Origin of the sequence: Mesorhizobium sp. C089B (assembly GCF_030323125.1) — a bacterium.
Lineage (GTDB): Bacteria > Pseudomonadota > Alphaproteobacteria > Rhizobiales > Rhizobiaceae > Mesorhizobium.
This window is the reverse complement of the sequence record NZ_CP100469.1, coordinates 3,798,051-3,816,402: the sequence shown is the minus strand read 5'-3', so window position 1 is coordinate 3,816,402 and position 18,352 is coordinate 3,798,051. Positions and strand designations below refer to the sequence as shown.

General features: G+C 64.0%; 15 protein-coding genes. 8 read left to right on the top strand and 7 right to left on the bottom strand.

The window, feature by feature from the left end:
- Positions 1-13: 13 nt before the first annotated feature.
- The 3 genes from lysA to argH all read right to left on the bottom strand — a co-directional run bounded on the left by lysA (position 14) and on the right by argH (position 3,022).
- A complete protein-coding gene (gene lysA, locus NLY44_RS18840; RefSeq protein WP_023804535.1) occupies positions 14-1,282 on the bottom strand; it encodes a diaminopimelate decarboxylase in 1,269 nt (422 codons plus the stop codon).
- Positions 1,283-1,346: 64 nt separating this feature from the next.
- Positions 1,347-1,553: a hypothetical protein gene (locus NLY44_RS18835; protein ID WP_023673325.1), complete on the bottom strand. Its 207-nt coding sequence runs from the start codon at positions 1,551-1,553 to the stop codon at positions 1,347-1,349.
- A gap of 68 nt (positions 1,554-1,621) precedes the next feature.
- Entirely contained in the window at positions 1,622-3,022 is a 1,401-nt protein-coding gene (gene argH / locus NLY44_RS18830; protein WP_023804536.1) for an argininosuccinate lyase, read from the bottom strand.
- Positions 3,023-3,056: 34 nt separating this feature from the next.
- Here argH and tlpA point away from each other — a divergent pair, with 34 nt between their 5' ends.
- The gene (tlpA, locus tag NLY44_RS18825; RefSeq protein ID WP_023804537.1) at positions 3,057-3,749 is read left to right on the top strand and encodes a thiol:disulfide interchange protein TlpA; all 693 of its coding nucleotides are present in this window, start codon (positions 3,057-3,059) and stop codon (positions 3,747-3,749) included.
- Positions 3,750-3,848: 99 nt separating this feature from the next.
- Here the strand turns inward: tlpA and NLY44_RS18820 are convergent, their stop codons facing one another.
- Positions 3,849-6,296 carry a bifunctional diguanylate cyclase/phosphodiesterase gene (locus NLY44_RS18820; protein ID WP_023804538.1) on the bottom strand — a complete coding sequence of 816 codons (2,448 nt, stop codon included), beginning with the start codon at positions 6,294-6,296 and terminating at the stop codon, positions 3,849-3,851.
- Positions 6,297-6,775: 479 nt separating this feature from the next.
- Here NLY44_RS18820 and ugpB point away from each other — a divergent pair, with 479 nt between their 5' ends.
- The 4 genes from ugpB to NLY44_RS18800 all read left to right on the top strand — a co-directional run bounded on the left by ugpB (position 6,776) and on the right by NLY44_RS18800 (position 10,969).
- Positions 6,776-8,086 (top strand): sn-glycerol-3-phosphate ABC transporter substrate-binding protein UgpB, encoded by a 1,311-nt coding sequence (ugpB, locus tag NLY44_RS18815; RefSeq protein WP_023743999.1) that lies wholly within the window; start codon positions 6,776-6,778, stop codon positions 8,084-8,086.
- A gap of 71 nt (positions 8,087-8,157) precedes the next feature.
- The gene (gene ugpA, locus NLY44_RS18810) at positions 8,158-9,042 is read left to right on the top strand and encodes a sn-glycerol-3-phosphate ABC transporter permease UgpA (protein WP_023731064.1); all 885 of its coding nucleotides are present in this window, start codon (positions 8,158-8,160) and stop codon (positions 9,040-9,042) included.
- Positions 9,043-9,051: 9 nt separating this feature from the next.
- Positions 9,052-9,900 (top strand): sn-glycerol-3-phosphate ABC transporter permease UgpE, encoded by an 849-nt coding sequence (gene ugpE, locus NLY44_RS18805; RefSeq protein ID WP_023804540.1) that lies wholly within the window; start codon positions 9,052-9,054, stop codon positions 9,898-9,900.
- 7 nt (positions 9,901-9,907) lie between these two features.
- The gene (locus NLY44_RS18800; protein ID WP_023742882.1) at positions 9,908-10,969 is read left to right on the top strand and encodes a sn-glycerol-3-phosphate import ATP-binding protein UgpC; all 1,062 of its coding nucleotides are present in this window, start codon (positions 9,908-9,910) and stop codon (positions 10,967-10,969) included.
- A gap of 35 nt (positions 10,970-11,004) precedes the next feature.
- Here the strand turns inward: NLY44_RS18800 and NLY44_RS18795 are convergent, their stop codons facing one another.
- From NLY44_RS18795 to NLY44_RS18785, 3 genes are all read right to left on the bottom strand, one after another.
- Complete coding sequence (locus NLY44_RS18795) at positions 11,005-12,087, bottom strand: ABC transporter ATP-binding protein (RefSeq protein ID WP_023704309.1); 1,083 nt, start codon at positions 12,085-12,087, stop codon at positions 11,005-11,007.
- On the bottom strand, positions 12,084-13,655 hold the full coding sequence (locus NLY44_RS18790; protein WP_023737454.1) for an ABC transporter permease: 1,572 nt from the start codon (positions 13,653-13,655) through the stop codon (positions 12,084-12,086). The genes NLY44_RS18795 and NLY44_RS18790 overlap by 4 nt, the downstream gene beginning before the upstream one ends.
- A gap of 154 nt (positions 13,656-13,809) precedes the next feature.
- A complete protein-coding gene (locus NLY44_RS18785; RefSeq protein ID WP_023804541.1) occupies positions 13,810-14,817 on the bottom strand; it encodes an iron ABC transporter substrate-binding protein in 1,008 nt (335 codons plus the stop codon).
- A 204-nt stretch (positions 14,818-15,021) separates the two neighbouring features.
- Here NLY44_RS18785 and NLY44_RS18780 point away from each other — a divergent pair, with 204 nt between their 5' ends.
- From NLY44_RS18780 to NLY44_RS18770, 3 genes are all read left to right on the top strand, one after another.
- Positions 15,022-15,573 carry a sigma-70 family RNA polymerase sigma factor gene (locus NLY44_RS18780; RefSeq protein WP_023685326.1) on the top strand — a complete coding sequence of 184 codons (552 nt, stop codon included), beginning with the start codon at positions 15,022-15,024 and terminating at the stop codon, positions 15,571-15,573.
- Position 15,574: 1 nt separating this feature from the next.
- Positions 15,575-16,213, top strand: a complete 639-nt coding sequence (locus tag NLY44_RS18775) for an NrsF family protein (RefSeq protein ID WP_023671666.1) — start codon at positions 15,575-15,577, stop codon at positions 16,211-16,213.
- A 202-nt stretch (positions 16,214-16,415) separates the two neighbouring features.
- Positions 16,416-18,350 carry a PAS domain S-box protein gene (locus NLY44_RS18770; RefSeq protein ID WP_050587396.1) on the top strand — a complete coding sequence of 645 codons (1,935 nt, stop codon included), beginning with the start codon at positions 16,416-16,418 and terminating at the stop codon, positions 18,348-18,350.
- The last annotated feature ends 2 nt before the right edge of the window (positions 18,351-18,352 follow it).

Below are 18,352 nucleotides of genomic sequence, written 5' to 3'. Positions count from 1 at the left end.
GGCGTGGCAGCTCCTATGCAAGCCAGTCGGGCACCGAATCCAGGCCGATCAGCTCGTCATAGGTCTGGCGCCGGCGCACGACATGGAAACGGTCGCCGTCGACCAGAACCTCGGGCACCAGAAGGCGGGTGTTGTAGGTGCCGGATTGCACCGCGCCATAGGCGCCGGCGGTGGTGACGGCAATTAGGTCGCCAGACTTGAGCCGGGGCAGGTCACGGTCGAGGCCGAGATAGTCGCCTGTCTCGCAGACCGGGCCGACGACATCGACCGCCATGCGCGGCGTATCGGCCGGCGGCTGCACCACCGGCTTGATGTCGTGGAAGGCATCGTAGAGCGTCGGCCGGATCAGATCATTCATGGCGGCATCGACGACGAGGAAGTTCTTGGCGTCGCCTTCCTTCACGAATATCACTTCCGAGACCAGGATGCCGGCATTGCCGACGATCAGCCTGCCCGGCTCGAACATCACCTTCACCCCAAGCTTTGTCAGATGCTTCCTGACGATATCGGCATAGGCATCGGGCAGAGGCGGCGGGCTGTTGTCGGTGCGGTAGGGGATGCCGAGGCCGCCGCCGAGATCGACATGCTCGACGGCGTGGCCATCGGCGCGCAGCGCGCCGACCAGTTCCGCCAGAAGCGCGAAAGCATCGTCAAAGGGCTGCAACTCGGTGACCTGGCTGCCGATATGGGTATCGATGCCGATGGGCTTGGTGCCCGGCAGCCCGGCCGCGCGGGCATAGACCTGGCGCGCCCTTTGCCAGGGAATGCCGAACTTGTTCTCGGCCTTGCCGGTGGAGATCTTCCTGTGCGTCCTGGCGTCGACATCCGGGTTGATGCGCAGCGAGACCGGCGCCACCTTGCCGAGCGCGGTGGCGCGGGCCGACAGCAACTCCAGCTCCGGCTCGGATTCGACATTGAAGCAGAGAATGCCGGCCTCGAGCGCAAAATCCATTTCGCGCGCGGTCTTGCCGACGCCCGAGAATACGATCTTGCTGGCCGGGATGCCGGCGGCGAGCGCGCGGCGCATTTCGCCTTCCGAGACGGTATCGGCGCCGGCGCCGAGCTTTGCCAGCGTCCGCAGCACCGCCTGGTTGGAATTCGCCTTCAAGGCGTAACAGACCAGCGTGTCGAGCCCGGCAAACGCCCCGGCGAACACCCGGTAGTGCCTCGTCAAGGTTGCCGCCGAATAACAATAGAACGGCGTGCCGACGCTTGCGGCGATGTCTGGTATCGCCACGTCCTCGGCATGGAGCACGCCGTCGCGGTAATCGAAATGGTTCACGAGAGTGTTTCCGGAAGTTGGAGCACGAGACCTGGTCAGAAAGACCAAGCCAGTCTCATCGGCTCTAGATCAGCGGGTCGAGGATGAATTTCTTGTCCACGACCGGTTTTTCCGGCTCCGGCGGCACCGGCTGTTTGGCGCGCTCGGCGTCCTTGCGGGCCTGGACGGCCGCTTCATAGGGCGTGTCGAGACCGGCCTTACGGCCGCAAGCGGTCACGGCAGCCATCGCCGTCAGCAGCGTCAGCGTCACCAAAATCCTGCTTGCGGTCATCGATCCATCCGTCCGAAACTTTATGTGCTGCGCTTTTAACCGAGTTTTAGGCGCATTGCACCCCGGCATCATGCCCTGGCGATGCGCTTTTTCCAGCTGCGGATCTGCTTCCTGACCTCCGACGGCGCCGTGCCGCCGAAACTGGTGCGGCTCTTCACCGAATTCTGCACCGCCAGAACCGAGAAGATGTCTGCCGTGATGCCGGGGTTGATCGACTGCAGATCTTCCAGCGACAGCTTTTCAAGGCTCACCTTCTTCTCTTCGGCCACCGCCACCGCGCGGCCGGTGACATGGTGTGCCTCACGGAAGGGAAGGCCCAGCGCGCGCACCAGCCAGTCGGCGAGGTCGGTCGCGGTCGCGTGGCCCGAGCCGGCGGCTTTTTTCATGGCGGCGGCATTGACCGTCATGTCGCGCACCATGCCCGTCATCGCAGCCAGCATCAAATCGAGTGTTTCGGCAGCGTCGAAGACCGATTCCTTGTCTTCCTGCATGTCCTTGCCGTAGGTCAGCGGCATGCCCTTCATCACGGTCAGCAGCCCGACGAGATGGCCGGTGACGCGGCCGGTCTTGCCGCGCACCAGTTCGGCGGCGTCCGGGTTCTTCTTCTGCGGCATGATTGAGGAGCCGGTGGAGAAACTGTCCGACAGTCTGACAAAGCCGAATTGCGGCGTCGACCAGATGATGATTTCTTCGGCGAGCCGCGACAGATGCGTGGCGGAGATCGCCACCAGGCTCAAAAACTCCAGCGCGAAATCGCGGTCGGAGACGCTGTCCAACGAATTGCGCATCGGCTCGCGGAAGCCGAGCGCCTTGGCGGTCTTGTGGCGATCGATCGGAAAACTGGTGCCGGCAAGCGCTGCCGCGCCGAGCGGGCTTTCATCCATCCGCTCGATGGCGTCGCGGACGCGCGACAGGTCGCGCGAAAACATCTCGACATAGGCCATGCAATGGTGGCCGAAGGTCACCGGCTGCGCCGCCTGCATGTGGGTGAAGCCGGGCATCACGGTCGCCGCATGCTCCTCGGCGCGATCGAGCAAGGCTGAGATCAGCCCCTTCAGCGCCTCGGCGACGCGAAAGCACTCGTCCTTGACCCAGAGCCGGAGATCCACCGCCACCTGGTCGTTGCGTGACCGCGCCGTGTGCAGGCGGCCGGCGGCCGGGCCGATCAGATCGGCGAGGCGGGCCTCGATGTTCATGTGAATGTCTTCCAGCCGGGTCGAGAACTCGAACGTGCCGGCCTCGATCTCTTTCAGGATCGTGTTCAGCCCGTGAGCGATCTTTTCTTGATCGGCCGCCGAAATAATGCCCGTTTCAGCCAGCATCTCGCTGTGGGCGATCGAACCTCTTATGTCTTGCGCATAGAGTTTGCGGTCGAACGAAATCGACGCGTTGATCGCTTCCATGATCGCGGCCGGACCCGAGGCAAAACGTCCGCCCCACATCTGGTTGCTGGCCTTCTTGTCGCTCATCGCTATAACCCGTGCTCCGGAGCAGTCTTAGAAAATGGCAGACGGTAGCAGATACTTCCCGGCCCCGCGCCTGATCCTCGCCGCTTTGCTGGCGGGGGTGCTGGCCGGCGTGGTCGCGGTATATGTCAGCGAGAGCGGGTCTGGCAACAACGCAGCCACCGGCAGCGCACCTGCGGCCGGCGCGGGCAACAGCAAGGACGACGTCGCCTGCGCCGCCAAGAGCGACCGCGCCAAAAAGGTTGCCGCCGCGGCCACCGGCCAGGTGGCGGCATTGCTGCCCGCCGATCCGCCGCAATCGCTGAAAAGTCTCGCCTTCAACGGTCCCGACGGCAAGCCGATGACGATCGCCGATCATGCCGGCAAGACCGTGCTGCTCAACCTGTGGGCGACGTGGTGCGCGCCCTGCCGCGCCGAAATGCCGGCTCTCGACGCCTTGCAGAAGGAAAAGGGCAGCGATGCCTTCGAAGTGGTCGCGGTCAATGTCGATGCCGGCGACGATGTGAAGCCGAAGAAGTTCCTAGCCGATATCGGCATCGGGTCGCTCGGCTACTACCGCGATTCGACGCTGGCGCTGTTCAACGACGTCAAGACGCGTGGCTTGGCGCTAGGCCTCCCCGTCACCATGCTGATCGACGGCGAAGGCTGCCTGATCGCGCATATGAACGGACCGGCCGAATGGTCGGGACCGGATGCCAAGCGCCTGGTCGAGGCCGCACTCGCCCCTTAGAGCGGTTCACCGTTTCGTCGAAACGGCTACCCGCGCTAACTTTTTTGTTTCGACGCAATTTCGGACGGAAAACCGTTTCACACTTTTCCTGAAATTGCTCTAGGCTGAGCGCAGGGCCGCCGCCGGCGGCAGCATCAAGATGCTGCCGCCGCGTTGTTTGACGCTGGCGTCGTCGTGTGCCGCCGGCGCCGCGACGCCGGTCAGTTCGCTGAACGCCTCGATCGGGCTCGGCCGGCCTAGATAGTAGCCCTGGCCGATCTCGCAGGCCTCGGCGTCGAGGAATTTCAGCTCGCCCAGCGTCTCGACGCCCTCGGCCAGAACCGGCAGGCCGAGACCGCGGCCAAGCCCCAGAACGGCGCGCACGATGGCTGCCACCTGGCCGTTGCTGTCGACTGATTTGATGAATGAGCCGTCGATCTTGATCTTGTCGAAGGGGAAGGCGCGGAGATTGGACAGCGAGGAGTAGCCGGTGCCGAAATCGTCCATCGCCACACGCACGCCAAGCGCCTTCACCTGGCGCAAGGTCGCCAGCGCGCGCGGCATGTCCTTGACCAGCGCCGTTTCGGTGATCTCGAGTTCGAGCCTGCCGGGCGTCAGGCCGGAGCCGAGCAGGACTTCATGCACCTTGCGGCTGAAATTCGGATTGTGGAGCTGCACCGCCGAGACATTGACCGCGACGGTGAGAGGGTTCTTCCAGCGCGCTGCCTCGGCGCAGGCCGTCGCCAGCACCCATTCGCCGATCTGGATGATGACGCCGCTGTCTTCGGCCACCGGGATGAAGGTCGCCGGCGACACGTCGCCGCGCTGTGGATGGCGCCAGCGGATCAGCGCTTCGAACCCGACCATCCGCCCGCTGCTGATCTCCTTTTGTGGCTGGTAGACGAGGCGAAACTCATCGCGCGCCATGGCCTGGCGCAGTTCGTGCTCCATCACGCGCCGGTCTCGCGCCTCGGCGCCCATCGAGGCCTCGAAGTAACGGTAGGTGTCCTTGCCCTCGGCCTTGGCGCGGTAGAGCGCGGTGTCGGCGTGGCTGACCAGGAGTGTCGGCTCATCGGCGTCGAGCGGATAAAGTGCAATGCCGATGCTGGCCGACACCAGCCCGCCACCGACCGACAGCCGGTTTTCCTCGCGCATGGCCGCCAGCACCGCCTCGGCGATGCGGCCGGCCGCCTGCGGATCGGGAAGGTTCGGAGCGATGATGGCGAACTCGTCGCCGCCGAGACGCGCCAGCATCTGTCCGTGGCGGAGCACGGCGGAGGCGCACAGCGCCACCTTCTGCAGCATGGCATCGCCGGCGCCATGCCCGAACAGGTCGTTCACTTCCTTGAAGCGGTCGAGGTCGAGCAGCAGCAGCGCAAGATGCCCACCCTTGCCGCCGCGGTCCATTGCGGCAATTTCGGCCTCGAGCCGGCCGGAGAAACTGCGGCGGTTGGGGAGCCCGGTCAGCGGGTCGAAATGGGCGAGGCGCAGGATCTCCTGCTCGGCCTTCCTGCGTTCGCGGATGTCGCGCACGGCGACCACGCTGTGCCGCTTGCCGCAATAGTCGATGCTTCTGGCGATAAGTTCGACGGGGATGGTGGCGCCGTCATGGGCTCTGAGTTCGGCTTCCTGTGCCTGTCCGCTGCAGTCGGACATGCCGGCCGCGGTGCGTTCGCCGAAGAGGTCGCCAAGCAGCATCGCGTTCAGCACTTCCGGCGCAATGCCGGTGAGTGCCGCGATGCTGTCATTGGCGCTGACGATGCGGGCGCCGTCGCAGACGATCAGCCCCTCGACGGCGGCGTTGGCGAGGCCGTGCATGCGCTCGGCCTCGAGCTTGTGACGCCGGAAGCGAAGGTCGATCCACAATGCTGCGGCTGAAAGCACCAGGATAGCCATGCTGACTGCAGCGGCGGCGAAGGCCTGTGACACCGGTTCGACCGTGAACTGCGATATCTCGATGGAGGAGTCCGGGAAGATCGACACCGCGCCCATGGCGATGAAGTGCAGGCTGCAGATCGCCAGCGTCAACAGGATGGCGGCGGCGATTGTGGCCTGCATGGACGGCCGTCGCAACACGACCAGCAGCGCCAGCGCGGCGAGGGTGACGCCTGTCAGCACCGAGACGCCGACCAGCAGCGGGTTCCAGACGATGCGCCCTTCGACCTCGAAGGCGGCCATGCCGATATAGTGCATGGCGGCGATACCAGCGCCGAGGACCGCGCCGCCGACCAGAGGGTAGTCGATGCCCCGGCGCAAGGTGGCGATCCACATGCCCGCGGCGGTCAGGGCGACGGAACCGGCGAGCGAAAGCGCCGACATTTCCGTATTGTAGGCGTTGGGGATTCCGGGAGAAAAGGCAAGCATTGCGATGAAGTGCGTCGCCCAGATACCGAAGCCGGTGGAAGTGGCTGCTATCATCAGCCAGGTATAGCGGTTGCGCTCGCTCGAGCGGTCGACATGGCGAAGCAGGTTGACCGCCGAGAAGGAAGAAATACCGCAAATGAGCGCTGCCAGTGCGACCAGTCTCAGATCGTGCTCATGCACGATACAATTATAGACCGTCAGCATCTCGCCCCACCTGCTCTCCCACAGCAATCAAGCCGTCCACTTGATTAGTATGCCACGCTTGACGAAGAATCGGTTATGCGAACTACAACTACAGCGGGTTTTTCGGGTTGTACGTTGCGGCGATCCTGTCTCATTCCAGACGCACGGTTACAGCAGCGCCTGGCGCGATGCCGCTCGGCCGATCTCGACCTGGCCGAGCGCCGGTTTGGCGGCCGCACGGTGCAGGTGCGTGGCGCTGTCACGCGGGCCCTTCACGCATCGCTGGGCGGTCGGCGATCCTTGCAGGCCCACCATGCCCCATTCTATCGCTGAGCCGGCTTGGCATTTCTCTCTGTCCTCGTTGCAAGGCGAGGGGGCGCGAAGTTAGCCGGGTATGAAATTCACGAAACAGCAACAAATCCGTTGTCCGATTGTCATCAGCGACACATATTCCGTTCGCGGGAGCGCCCCTTTCGCCAATGACAAACGGGAGATGAAACATGAAGTTGTTCGGCTTTGCGGCCGGTGTTGCCGCCACCTTGACCCTGCTTTCCACCACCTCCGCCTTCGCCGCCACCCAGATCAGTTGGTGGCATGCAATGACCGGCGCCAATGCCGAGGTGGTCGACAAGATCGCCAAGGATTTCAATGCCAGCCAGAGCGACTATGAAATTCTCCCTGTTTTCAAGGGCACCTATCCCGAAACGCTGAATGCCGGCATCGCTGCCTATCGTGCGGGGCAAGCGCCCGACATCATCCAGGTGTTCGACGTGGGTACCGGCGTCATGATGGCAGCCGAAGGTGCGATCAAACCGGTGGCCGATGTGCTGACCAGCGCCGGCGTGACCTTCGACAAGAGCCAGTATTTGCCCGGCATCGTCGGTTACTATTCGAAGCCGGACGGGACCATGCTGTCCTTCCCCTATAATTCCTCGTCGCCCATCCTCTACTACAACAAGGATATTTTCCAGAAGGCCGGGCTTGATGTGAACAACCCGCCAAAGACCTGGAACGAGGTGTGGGAAGCCGCCAAGAAGATCAAGGCGAGCGGCGCCGCTTCCTGCGGCTATACCTCGACGTGGTTGACCTGGATCCACCTTGAGGCCTTCGCGGCCTGGAACGACGTTTCCTATGGCACCAACCAGAACGGACTTGCCGGAACCGACGTCGAGCTCAAGATCAATGCGCCGATCTTCGTCAATCATTTCCAGGCGCTCGCCGACCTGGCCAAGGACGGCACCTTCAAATATGGCGGCCGTACATCCGAAGCCAAGCAGATCTTTCTTGCCGGAGAATGCGGCATCTTCACCGAATCGTCGGGGGGTCTCGGTGACATCGTCAAGTCGGGCATGAACTACGGCATCGGCCAGCTTCCCTATGATAGTGACGCCAAGGGCGCGCCCCAGAACACCACGCCGGGCGGCGCCAGCCTGTGGGTGTTCGGCAACAAATCGGACGAGGAATACAAGGGCGTCGCGGCGTTCTTCTCCTACCTGTCCAAGACCGAAGTGCAGGAGTATCTGCACCAGAAGTCGGGTTATCTGCCGGTGACGCTCGCTGCCTATGAGGCGACCAAGAAGTCCGGCTTCTATGACAAGAACCCGGGCCGTGAGACGCCGATCCTGCAGATGCTGGGCAAGGCGCCGACCGAGAACTCGAAGGGCGTGCGCCTCGTCAACCTGCCGCAGGTGCGCGACATCGAGAATGAGGAGTTCGAGAAGATGCTGGCCGGCCAGCAGACTGCGCAGCAGGCGCTCGACAACGCGGTCGCGCGCGGCAACAAGGCGATTCAGGAAGCGATCGGAAACTGAAGCGATTTGTCAGTTGAACCTCGTCCACGCGGACCCGCGTGGACGATTTCCTGAATAGCGAGGGAATCACACTGTCTCCACGCGTCGTCTTTCCCAACAAGACCCTGCCTTACCTGCTGGTGGCGCCGCAACTCGCCATTACGCTGATCTTTTTCTACTGGCCGACGGGGCAGGCGCTCTACCAGTCGATGCTCAGGGAAGACCCGTTCGGGCTGAAGAGCAAGTTCGTCGGGCTCGCCAATTTTCGCAAGGTGCTGGCCGACCCGGCCTACCTCAACTCGATCAAAGTTACGCTGGTGTTCTCTCTGGCGACCGCGATCGTCGCCATGGGTGTGGCCCTGTTGCTTGCCGTCATGGCCGAGAAGGTGGTGCGCGGCAAAGGCCTTTATCGCACGCTGCTGATCTGGCCGTATGCGGTGGCGCCGGCGATTGCCGGCATGTTGTGGCTGTTTCTGTTCAACCCCTCGATCGGTTCGCTGGCCTACGCCTTGAGAGGTCTCGGCATCGCCTGGGATCCCTTGCTTAACGGCAACCAAGCCATGATCCTGCTGGTGTCTGCGGCTGCCTGGAAGCAGATCAGCTACAATTTCCTGTTCTTCGTCGCCGGGCTGCAGGCGGTGCCGAAGACGTTGATAGAGGCGGCGGCCATGGACGGCGCCGGGGAGACGAAGCGCTTCTGGACCATCGTCTTCCCGCTGCTCGCACCGACGACCTTCTTCCTGCTGGTCGTCAACACTGTCTATGCGCTGTTCGACACTTTCGGTATCGTCCATGCGGTCACCGGCGGCGGGCCGGGCAAGGCCACCGAGACGCTGGTCTACAAGGTCTACAATGACGGTTTCGTCAATTTGATCCTCGGCGATTCGGCCGCGCAGTCGGTCATCCTGATGGTCATCGTCATCTCACTCACGGCCATCCAGTTCCGCTATGTGGAACGCAAAGTCCACTACGGTTGAGCGCGAGCGATGATTGGTCAGTCCCCGCTTCGCGCCCTCATCGCCCACGCCGTGCTCATCCTGGGCATCCTGATCGTCGCTTTCCCGATCTACTACACCTTCGTTGCCTCCACGCAGACGCTGCAGACCATCCTCAAGCCGCCATTGCCTCTTTTGCCCGGCGACCAGGTCTGGAACAATTACAGCGAGGCGCTGTTCGGCGGTGTCGGCCGCATCGGCGGCGTCAGTGTCGGCCGATTGCTGCTCAACACCACGATCATGGCGCTCGGCATCGCGGTGGGGAAGATTTTCATCTCGATCCTTTCGGCCTATGCGATCGTGTTCTTCCGTTTTCCGCTTCGGATGGTCTTCTTCTGGCTGATCTTCATCACCCTGATGCTTCCCGTCGAGGTGCGCATCCTGCCGACCTACAAGGTGATGGTCGATCTCGGCATGATCGACACCTATGCCGGCCTGATCATTCCGCTGATCGCCTCGGCCACCGCCACGCTTCTGTTTCGCCAGTTCTTCATGACCATTCCAGGTGAGTTGGTGGAAGCGGCGCGTGTCGACGGCGCCGGACCATGGCGCTTCTTTTTCGACATCCTGTTGCCGCTGTCGCGCACCAACATCGCAGCACTGTTCGTCATCCTCTTCATCTATGGCTGGACGCAATACCTGTGGCCGCTGCTCGTCACCAACAGCAATGACAAGAACACCATCGTCATCGCACTTAGAAAGATGGTCTCCTTCGCCGATGCCGATACCCAATGGCATCTGGTCATGGTCACCGCGATGCTGGCCATACTGCCGCCGATCCTGATCGTGGTGCTGATGCAACGCTGGTTCGTGCGCGGACTGGTCGATACCGAAAAGTGAGAAGCTGATGGCGACCGTCGATCTGAAGGATGTGAAGAAAGTCTATCCCGGCGGCGTCGAGGCGGTGAGGGGTGTCTCGATCGCCATTCCCGACAAGGAGCTTTGCGTGCTGGTTGGGCCGTCCGGCTGCGGCAAGTCCACGCTGCTGCGGATGATCGCCGGGCTTGAGACCATTTCTTCCGGCACCGTCGCCATCGACGGCAAGATCGTCAACACGATCGGTCCGACCGAGCGCGACATCGCCATGGTGTTCCAGAACTATGCGCTCTATCCACATATGAAGGTCTACGACAACATGGCCTACGGGTTGCGCAACCGGGGTACTCCCAAGGACGAGATCGACAGCAGGGTTCGCTCGACCGCCAAGGTGCTGGAGCTCACGGCGCTGCTCGACCGGCGCCCGCGCGAGCTTTCCGGCGGCCAGCGCCAGCGCGTGGCCATGGGTCGCGCAATCGTGCGCAATCCAAAAGTCTTCCTGTTCGACGAACCGCTTTCCAACCTCGACGCCAAACTGCGCGGCCAGATGCGGGTCGAAATCAAGAATTTGCAGCGCTCGCTCGGTGTCACCTCGGTCTACGTCACCCACGACCAGCTTGAGGCGATGACGCTGGCCGATATTCTCGTCGTCATGAATGGCGGGTTGGTCGAGCAGACGGGCGCGCCGCTCGACATCTACGAGAAGCCGGCATCGACCTTCGTCGCCTCCTTCATCGGAGCGCCGCCGATGAACCTTCTGCCTCTTTCGCAAGGACCGGCTGGTCCGGCGCTGACCGACGGCAAGACGGTTGACTTCGCGCCTACGAACGCCGCCACGCTTGGCTTCCGCCCTGAGGATGCCGACGTCACCTTCAGTGCCGAGGCATCATCCGGCGCGCTTATTCTGCCTGCGGCGGTCGAGGCGGTCGAACCTGTGGGAGCCGAAAGCTTTCTTCACTGTGCCGCCGGCGGCAACCGCATCGTCGTGCGTGTGGCCGGCCGCGCCACGGCCAAACCCGGCGATCAACTGCGCGTCGTGGCCAGGGCCGAGAAGCTGCATTGGTTCGACAATGCTGGGAAACGAGTCGATTGACGCAGCCGCTCGCGCCAATCCGACGCATCGGCAGTTCAGGCGAAGACATGCGCCTTGCCGGAAACTGTCAGACGCACGATCTCGCCGACGGCAGGTGCGTCGATTCCCGGCTTGCGTAAGGTCAGCGGTGTGCTGCCGATCGCCGCGGCGTCCGGCGGATCGGGGTTGTTCAACAGCCGCACGGCAATGGTGCACATCGAGCCTGCGAATTCCGAGTCCGTCACCTCGGCGAATATCGTGCCCGCAGGACCCGACATGCCTTCGCGCGACGTGCGCTTTACCTGCACCTGCTCCGGTCGCAGCATGATGCGGGCGATGTCGCGCCGCTCCTTCGAGTCGACGGCTATGCGACCAAGCGAGGAGGTGGCGAAGCCGCCTGAAATCTTTGCCGGCAAGATGATGGCGTCGCCAAGAAACTCGGCAACCATGCGGTCTTTCGGCTGCAGATAGAGTTCTCGCGGTGTGCCGATCTGAGAGAACCTTCCGTCGCGCATGACCGCCACCTGGCTGGCGAAGGACAGCGCCTCGGCCTGGTCGTGGGTGACCAGGATGGTGGTGATGCCGGCGGCTTCGAGTAGTTCGGCGACCGCCTTGCGCATCGAGGCGCGCAGACCGGTGTCGAGCGCCGAGAACGGTTCGTCGAGAAGCATCAGCCTGGGCTTCATCGCCATGGCGCGGGCCAGCGCCACGCGCTGCTGCTGGCCGCCGGAGAGCTGGTGCGGGCGGCGCTTGAGGATCGCCTTGTCCAGCCCGACGGTATAGGCGAGCTCGGCGATGCGCTCGGCGCGCTGGTCCTCGCCGCGGGCCATGCCAAAGCCGATATTGTCGCCGATGCTGAGATGCGGGAACAGGGCGCCATCCTGCGCCACCAGGCCGATGCCGCGGCGGTGCGCCGGCACCGCATGGCCGCCATTGGCCAGCACCTCGCCGTCGAGCACGACGCGGCCCTGGTCGGGCGCCTCGAAGCCGGCGATCAGCCGCAGCAACGTCGTCTTGCCGCAGCCGGACGGGCCGACGATCGCGGTGCGACTGCCGCTTGCGGCGCTGAGCTCGATGCCGGCAAGGGCTGCGACCGGGCCGTAGTGCTTGGTGAGGCCACTGATTTCGAGAAAGCTCATCGCCCGGCCATCCGTTTCGACTGGACATAGAGCAGCCAGGTCAGCGGCAGCGACATCGCCACCATGATGAAGGCGTAAGGGGCGGCGGAGGCATAGTCGATCTCGCCGCTATAGGACCAGAACGCCATGGCCAGCGTGCGCGTGCCGTTGGGCGCCAGCATCTGGGTGGCGGTCAGCTCGTTCATGATGCCGAGCGCGACCAGCGCCATGCCGGCCGCAGCCCCCGGCGCCGACAGGCGAATCGTTGTCGACCAAAGCGCCTTCAGCGGCGGCCGGCCAAGGCTGGCGGCGGCGCGTTCGAGCTCGACCGGCGCCTGTGCGATCGAGGCTCTGAGGCTGATCAAGGCGCGCGGCAGGAACATCAGGGCATAGGCGACCAGGATTGTGAACAGCGTCTGGTAGAGCGGCATGGCGATGCGCACGGTAATGGTGACCAAGGCCAGCGCGATGACCACGCCGGGCAGCGAACCGACAATGTAGTTGCAGCCTTCGAGCAGCCGCTGCAGCGGTCCCGGCGCGCGGATCGAGATCCAGGCCATCGGCATGGCGGCGATGGTCGCAAGCAAGGCGCCGGCCAGCGCCAGGAACAGTGTCTGGCCAAGCGCCAGGCCGATCTCGTCCAAACGCCAGACATCGGCGCCGCCGGCGACCAGCCAGCGGCCGATGGTGACGAAGGGCACGCCGATGGCGAGAAGCGTGGCGATGGCAGGCAGAGCCAGGCAGGGCAGGGTGGCGCGACCGAGCCTGGTGCGCTGCTGGCGGCGCGCGGCACCCGAGCCTACGCGGGCATAGCGTTCCTCGCCGCGCACCAGCACCTCCAGCGCGAGCAGCACGAAGCAGCAAGTCACCAGGACGCCGGCCAGCATGTTGGCGGCGGGACCGTTGAAGGTCGACTGGAACTGGTCGACGATCGCCGTGGTGAAAGTGTCGAAGCGGATGAAGACGTAGAGGCCGTATTCGGCCAGCAGATGCAGGCCGACCAGCAGCGCGCCGCCGCAAATGGCCAGTCTCAGCTGCGGCAGCACGACACGCCAAAACACCCGCCATGGTCCAAGGCCGAGTGCTGCGGCTGCGTCCTCCAAAGCAGGATCGAGCCGGCGCAGAGCCGCCGCCAGCGGCAGATAGAGGAACGGGAAATAGGCGAGAACCGAGACCAGCACGCCGGCCCACAGGCCGTGCAAGGTCGGCACCATGGTGATCCAGGCGTAGGAATGCACGAAGGCGGGGATGGCGAGCGGCGCCACCGACAGCCAAGCCCACAGGCGGGCGCCGGGCAGGTCGCTGCGCTCGGTCAGCCATGCCAGCGTCACCGACAGCACGGTGGCGATCGGCACGGTGAGCGCCACCAGAAGCACGGTGTTGACCAGAAGTTCGCCGACGCGCGGCCGGAAGACCAGGGCCGAAGCAGTGTCCCAGCCGATCTGCACACCGATCCAGATGATGAACGCCAGCGGCAGCAGCGACAGCAGCGAGACAATTATGGCGGCAAGCGCGATCCAGGACATGGGCTTCCGGCGGGACCGCCCGACTGTCTGGCCTGAACGTGCGAGATCGACCGCAGTTTGCATCAGCTCGACCGCGCCACTGCCGCCGGGGCGGGGGCGCCGCAGGCGCGGCCGGAAACGCAATATGTCGTCATGGACGAAGCCATCCCGAAAACAGAGCGCTCCTGCGGAAAGCCTCGCAGGAGCGCAAACGTTGCCCTTTTAGGACGAACGCGGACTAAAGCAAGCCGGCTGCCGTCATCAGGTCGGTCACCTTTTTGGAGTTCAGTGTCGCCGGATCGACCTTCGGCGCCTGCAGGTCGGCCAGCGGCACCAGCTTGGGATTGGACTGCGCGTCCTTGCCGATAGCGTATTCGAAGGACGTGCCGGTCTTCAGCACGTCCTGGCCGCCTTTGCCGGTCACCCATTTGAGGAACGCCTGGGCTTCCTTCGGGTGTTTGCTCGAGGCGAGCACGCCGCCGCCGGAGATCGAGACGAAAGCGCCGGGATCCTGGTTCTTGAAATAATGCAGTTCGACGTTCTTGCTGTTTTCGCCGGTCTTTGCCTGATCGCCGAAATAGTAATAGTGGTAGATGATTCCGCCTTCGATCTCGCCGGCATTGACCGCCTTCATCACCGTGCCGTTGCCCTTGTAGGCGGTGAAATTCTCCTTCATGGCCTTCAGCCAGTCGGCGGTTGCGGCTTCGCCCTTGAGCTCGAGCAGCGCGCTGACGATGGCCTGAAAATCGGCGCCGGAAGGCGAGGCTGCCCAGCGGCCTTTCCAGCTCGGATCGGCGAGATCGAGCATCGATTTGGGCAGCTTTTCGGCCGTGAGCTTGGTTTTGTTGTAGGCAAAGACGGTGCTGCGCGCCGCGACACCCACCCATCTGCCGCTGCTCGGCTGGAATTCGGCCGGGACTTGCGCCAGCGTGTCGGCGTCGACCGGCGCGAAAAGGCCCGCCGCTTCAACCAGGGTCATCGCCGGCGAGTTTTCGGTCAGGAACACGTCGGCCGGCGAAGAAGCGCCCTCGGCGACGATCTGGTTGGAGAAATCGCTGTCGCCGCCATTGCGCAGCGTGACCTTGATGCCGGTTTCCTTGGTGAAACCTTCGACCCATTCCTTGGCCAGGCTCTCATGCTGGGCGTTGTAGACGATGATGCCGGCATCCGCGGCCATCGCCGGCCCGGCGATCATGCTCACGGCCAGCGCTGTGGCCCACGCTAGGGTGGAGAGCGTGTATCTCATGGCGTCATCCTCAATCTCGGTGGTTCTGGTTTCGCAGGCTGCACCTATCGATACCTGACAGCAGTAGTCAACATTGCTCGGCTGCTTCAATCGGTCGCCGCTCCCGCAAACTTTCGTGATTTTGCGGCACTTTGGCTTGGACATCATTTCGCCGGACACGTAACAAATCGGTGCCGAGGCGCGAAGATCGGGGAGTGAACTCTTGTGAGCGGCAAGGATGAGGCCGAGCTTTCCCGGCTGATGCGGGCCGCGATCGCGGGAGATGAAAGGGCCTACGCCGACTTTTTGCACCGGATCGCCGCGCTGGTTCGCGGCTTTGCGAGGCGCAAGATCGTACAGGGCGGGGTCGATCCCGAGGATGTTGTGCAGGAAACCTTGCTGGCCATTCATGTGAAACGGCATACCTGGCGCCAGGACGCGCCGGTGTTGCCATGGATCTATGCGATAGCCCGCTTCAAGCTGATCGATGCTTTCCGGCGGCGCGGACGGCGCATCGAAATCGAGATCGACGAGATCGCCGAGACCTTTGCCGAGCCGGAAACCGAGACCGTCAGCGAACGCGACATCAACCGGGCGCTGGACGGACTGCCGGCTGCGCAGCGTTCCGTCGTTTCTTCGATCTCGGTCGACGGCCGCTCCATCGGCGAGACGGCGGCCACGCTCGGCGTCAGCGAGACGGCGGTGCGGGTGTCGCTGCATCGCGGGCTTGCCGCGATCGCCAAGCGATTTGGGCAGGGGCGCTTCGGGCGGCAGTGACATGAGGACGGAGGATCTCATCAAGGCACTCGACGCCGACACAAGCAGCAAGGCGATGCCGCTGCGCTCGGCCTGGTTGATGGCGGCGGCAGCCGCGGCGGTGATCGCGGCTCTGGTCTTCTTTCTCACCATCGGCCCGCGTCCCGACATAATGACCGCCATGCACACGATGCGGTTCCTGGCGAAGTTCGTGTTCACCATCGTGCTCGCCGTCACCGCCTTTGGCCTGGTCCGGGCGTTGTCGACGCCGGGCGCTTCGACGGCAAGAGCCGCGGCTTGGATGCTGGCGGCGCCGCTGCTGGTGGCCGTGGCGGTGGCTCTCGAACTGTTCATGGTGCCGGAGCCGATGTGGAGCACGCGCATGGTCGGCTCCAACATGATGATCTGCATGGGCTTCATCCCGCTGATCGGCATCGGCCCGCTTGCCGTCTTCCTGTGGATGCTGCGCTATGGCGCGCCGACGCGGCCGGTGTTGGCCGGGGCGGTCGCGGGACTGCTCGCCGGCGGCCTGGCGGCGACCTTCTACGCCGCGCACTGCTTCGACGATTCGCCGCTTTTCGTCGCCACCTGGTACACGCTCGCCATCGCCGTCCTCGCCGGTCTGGGCGCGCTCGGGGGACGGTTCTTCGTGCGCTGGTGACCGGGCCGTTCAAGATCGCCCAATAATCACCGATCCTTAATCATGCCGGCAATTGTTTGCGGGTTCACCGTGTTGCCGGTGGCTCCGGCGCAACCTTTCCTTAAAATCGATCATCCAGTGTTTTTTGCAGAAATGTGTTGCGCATGGGGTGGCATGCACAGTGATGCGGCGAGAGCGAAAAAGCCTGCGGGCTGACAGTCACGTGGCTTTGGTGCTTGCGGCCGGAGGGCTTTGCGCTGCCGTGGTCGCGCTCCTGCTGTCGCGGCTCGATGTCAGCGCCGAAGTGCTGAAGCTATGCCTGCAGATATCGGTGCCGGTCGCCGCCGTGGCGCTGATTCTCGCCGCCCTGTTCATTTACCGGATACTGGACGATCGCCGGCAGATCGCCGAAAGCGAGCAGCGTTTCCGCCGCGCCATGGAGGATTCGGCGATCGGCATCGCCATTGTCGGCCTCGACGGCCGCATCCACGAAACCAACCCGGCCTTCGCCGCCATGCTCGGCTACAGCAAGCAGGAGATCGAGGCGCTGACCTTCTTTCAGATCACCCATCCCGACGATGTGCAGATCGGCCGTGAGACGATGGACGGCATGCGGGCGGGCACCGTCAACTCCTTCCACTTCGAAAAGCGCTACCTCAGGAAGGACGGCACGCCGGTATGGGCCCATCTTGCCGGTTCCGTCATTCGCGACGAGAAGAGCGGGAGCCCGCTCTACCTGGTCTCGCAGATCGAGGATATCGACGCGCGCAAGCAATCCGAGGCGCGCATAGCCGAGGCCGAAACGCGCTGGAATTTTGCCCTGGCCAGCGCCGGACAAGGCGTCTGGGACCTCGACATGCGCAAGGGTGGCACCACCTACTCCGCCACCTGGGTGAAGATGCTGGGCTATGCCGATGGCGAGCTGGACGGCGACCCCGACCGCTGGCTGGCGATGATCCACCCCGACGATCGCGAAAACGTGGCCGAAGCCGATCGTGCCCATCTGGAGGGCAGGACACCGTTCTTCGAAGCCGAGTTCCGGATGCGCCACAAGGATGGCCACTGGGTCTGGATCCTTGATCGCGGCAAGACGCTCGAACGCGACAAGGACGGAAGGTTGGTCAGGGCCATCGGCAGCCTGACCGACATCACCCAGCGCAAGCAAACCGAGGAAAGCCTCATCGTATCGGCGGCAATGCTGGCCGACGAGAAGGAGCGGCTGAGGGTGACGCTGCAGTCGATCGGCGACGCCGTCATCTGCACCGATGCCGCAAACCGCATCACCTTCATGAACCCTGTCGCCGAAAAGCTCACCGGCGTTGTTGGCGCGGAGGCGCTCGGCAAGACGCTTGGCCATGTCTACTGGGCAGTGGACGAAGAAACCGGGCAAAGGATCGGCATGACGCGGCCGGCGCTCGGCAGCGCCAGCCCTGCCGACCAGAACAGTCGCGCCGTCCTCATCCGTCGCGACGACACGCGCTGCAGCATCCGCCAGGTGGTGTCGCCGATCATGAACGACCGCCAGGAGTTCTGCGGCCTGGTCATCGTCTTCCAGGACTTCACAGATGCGCGCGCCTTGCAGCGCCAACTCGCCTATGCCGCCGCGCATGATGCGCTGACCGGCCTTGCCAACCGTTCGAGCTTTATCCGCACCATGGAGGAACTGGTCGACCGGAGCCGCAAGGCCGGCACGGCCAGGCCGGCGGGCGAGCATCATTTCATGTTCATCGATCTCGATCATTTCAAGCTGGTCAACGACACTGGCGGCCACGCCGCCGGCGACGCCTTGCTGAAGCGGGTTGCCGAGGCCATTCGCGGTGCGCTTGGGCCGGAGGATATCGTGGCCCGCCTCGGCGGCGACGAATTCGCGGTCGTCCTGAAAGCCGGCTCGAGCGCCGGCGCCAGGATTGCCGCGCGCTCGATCATTGAAGCGATCCGCGCCCTGCAGTTCACCTGGGACGGCCGGCCGCATGCGATAGACGCCAGCATCGGGCTGGCGCCGATCCACAGCAACAGCGGTGAAGTCGACGAGATCATCGCCCGGGCCGATGCTGCCTGCTATGCGGCCAAGGCCGCCGGCCGCGGCTGTGTTTCCGTGGCGCCTGACGATACCGGGTCAAGAGGCCAAGCAGAGCCGCCGCTTGCAGCGGCGTCCTGAGG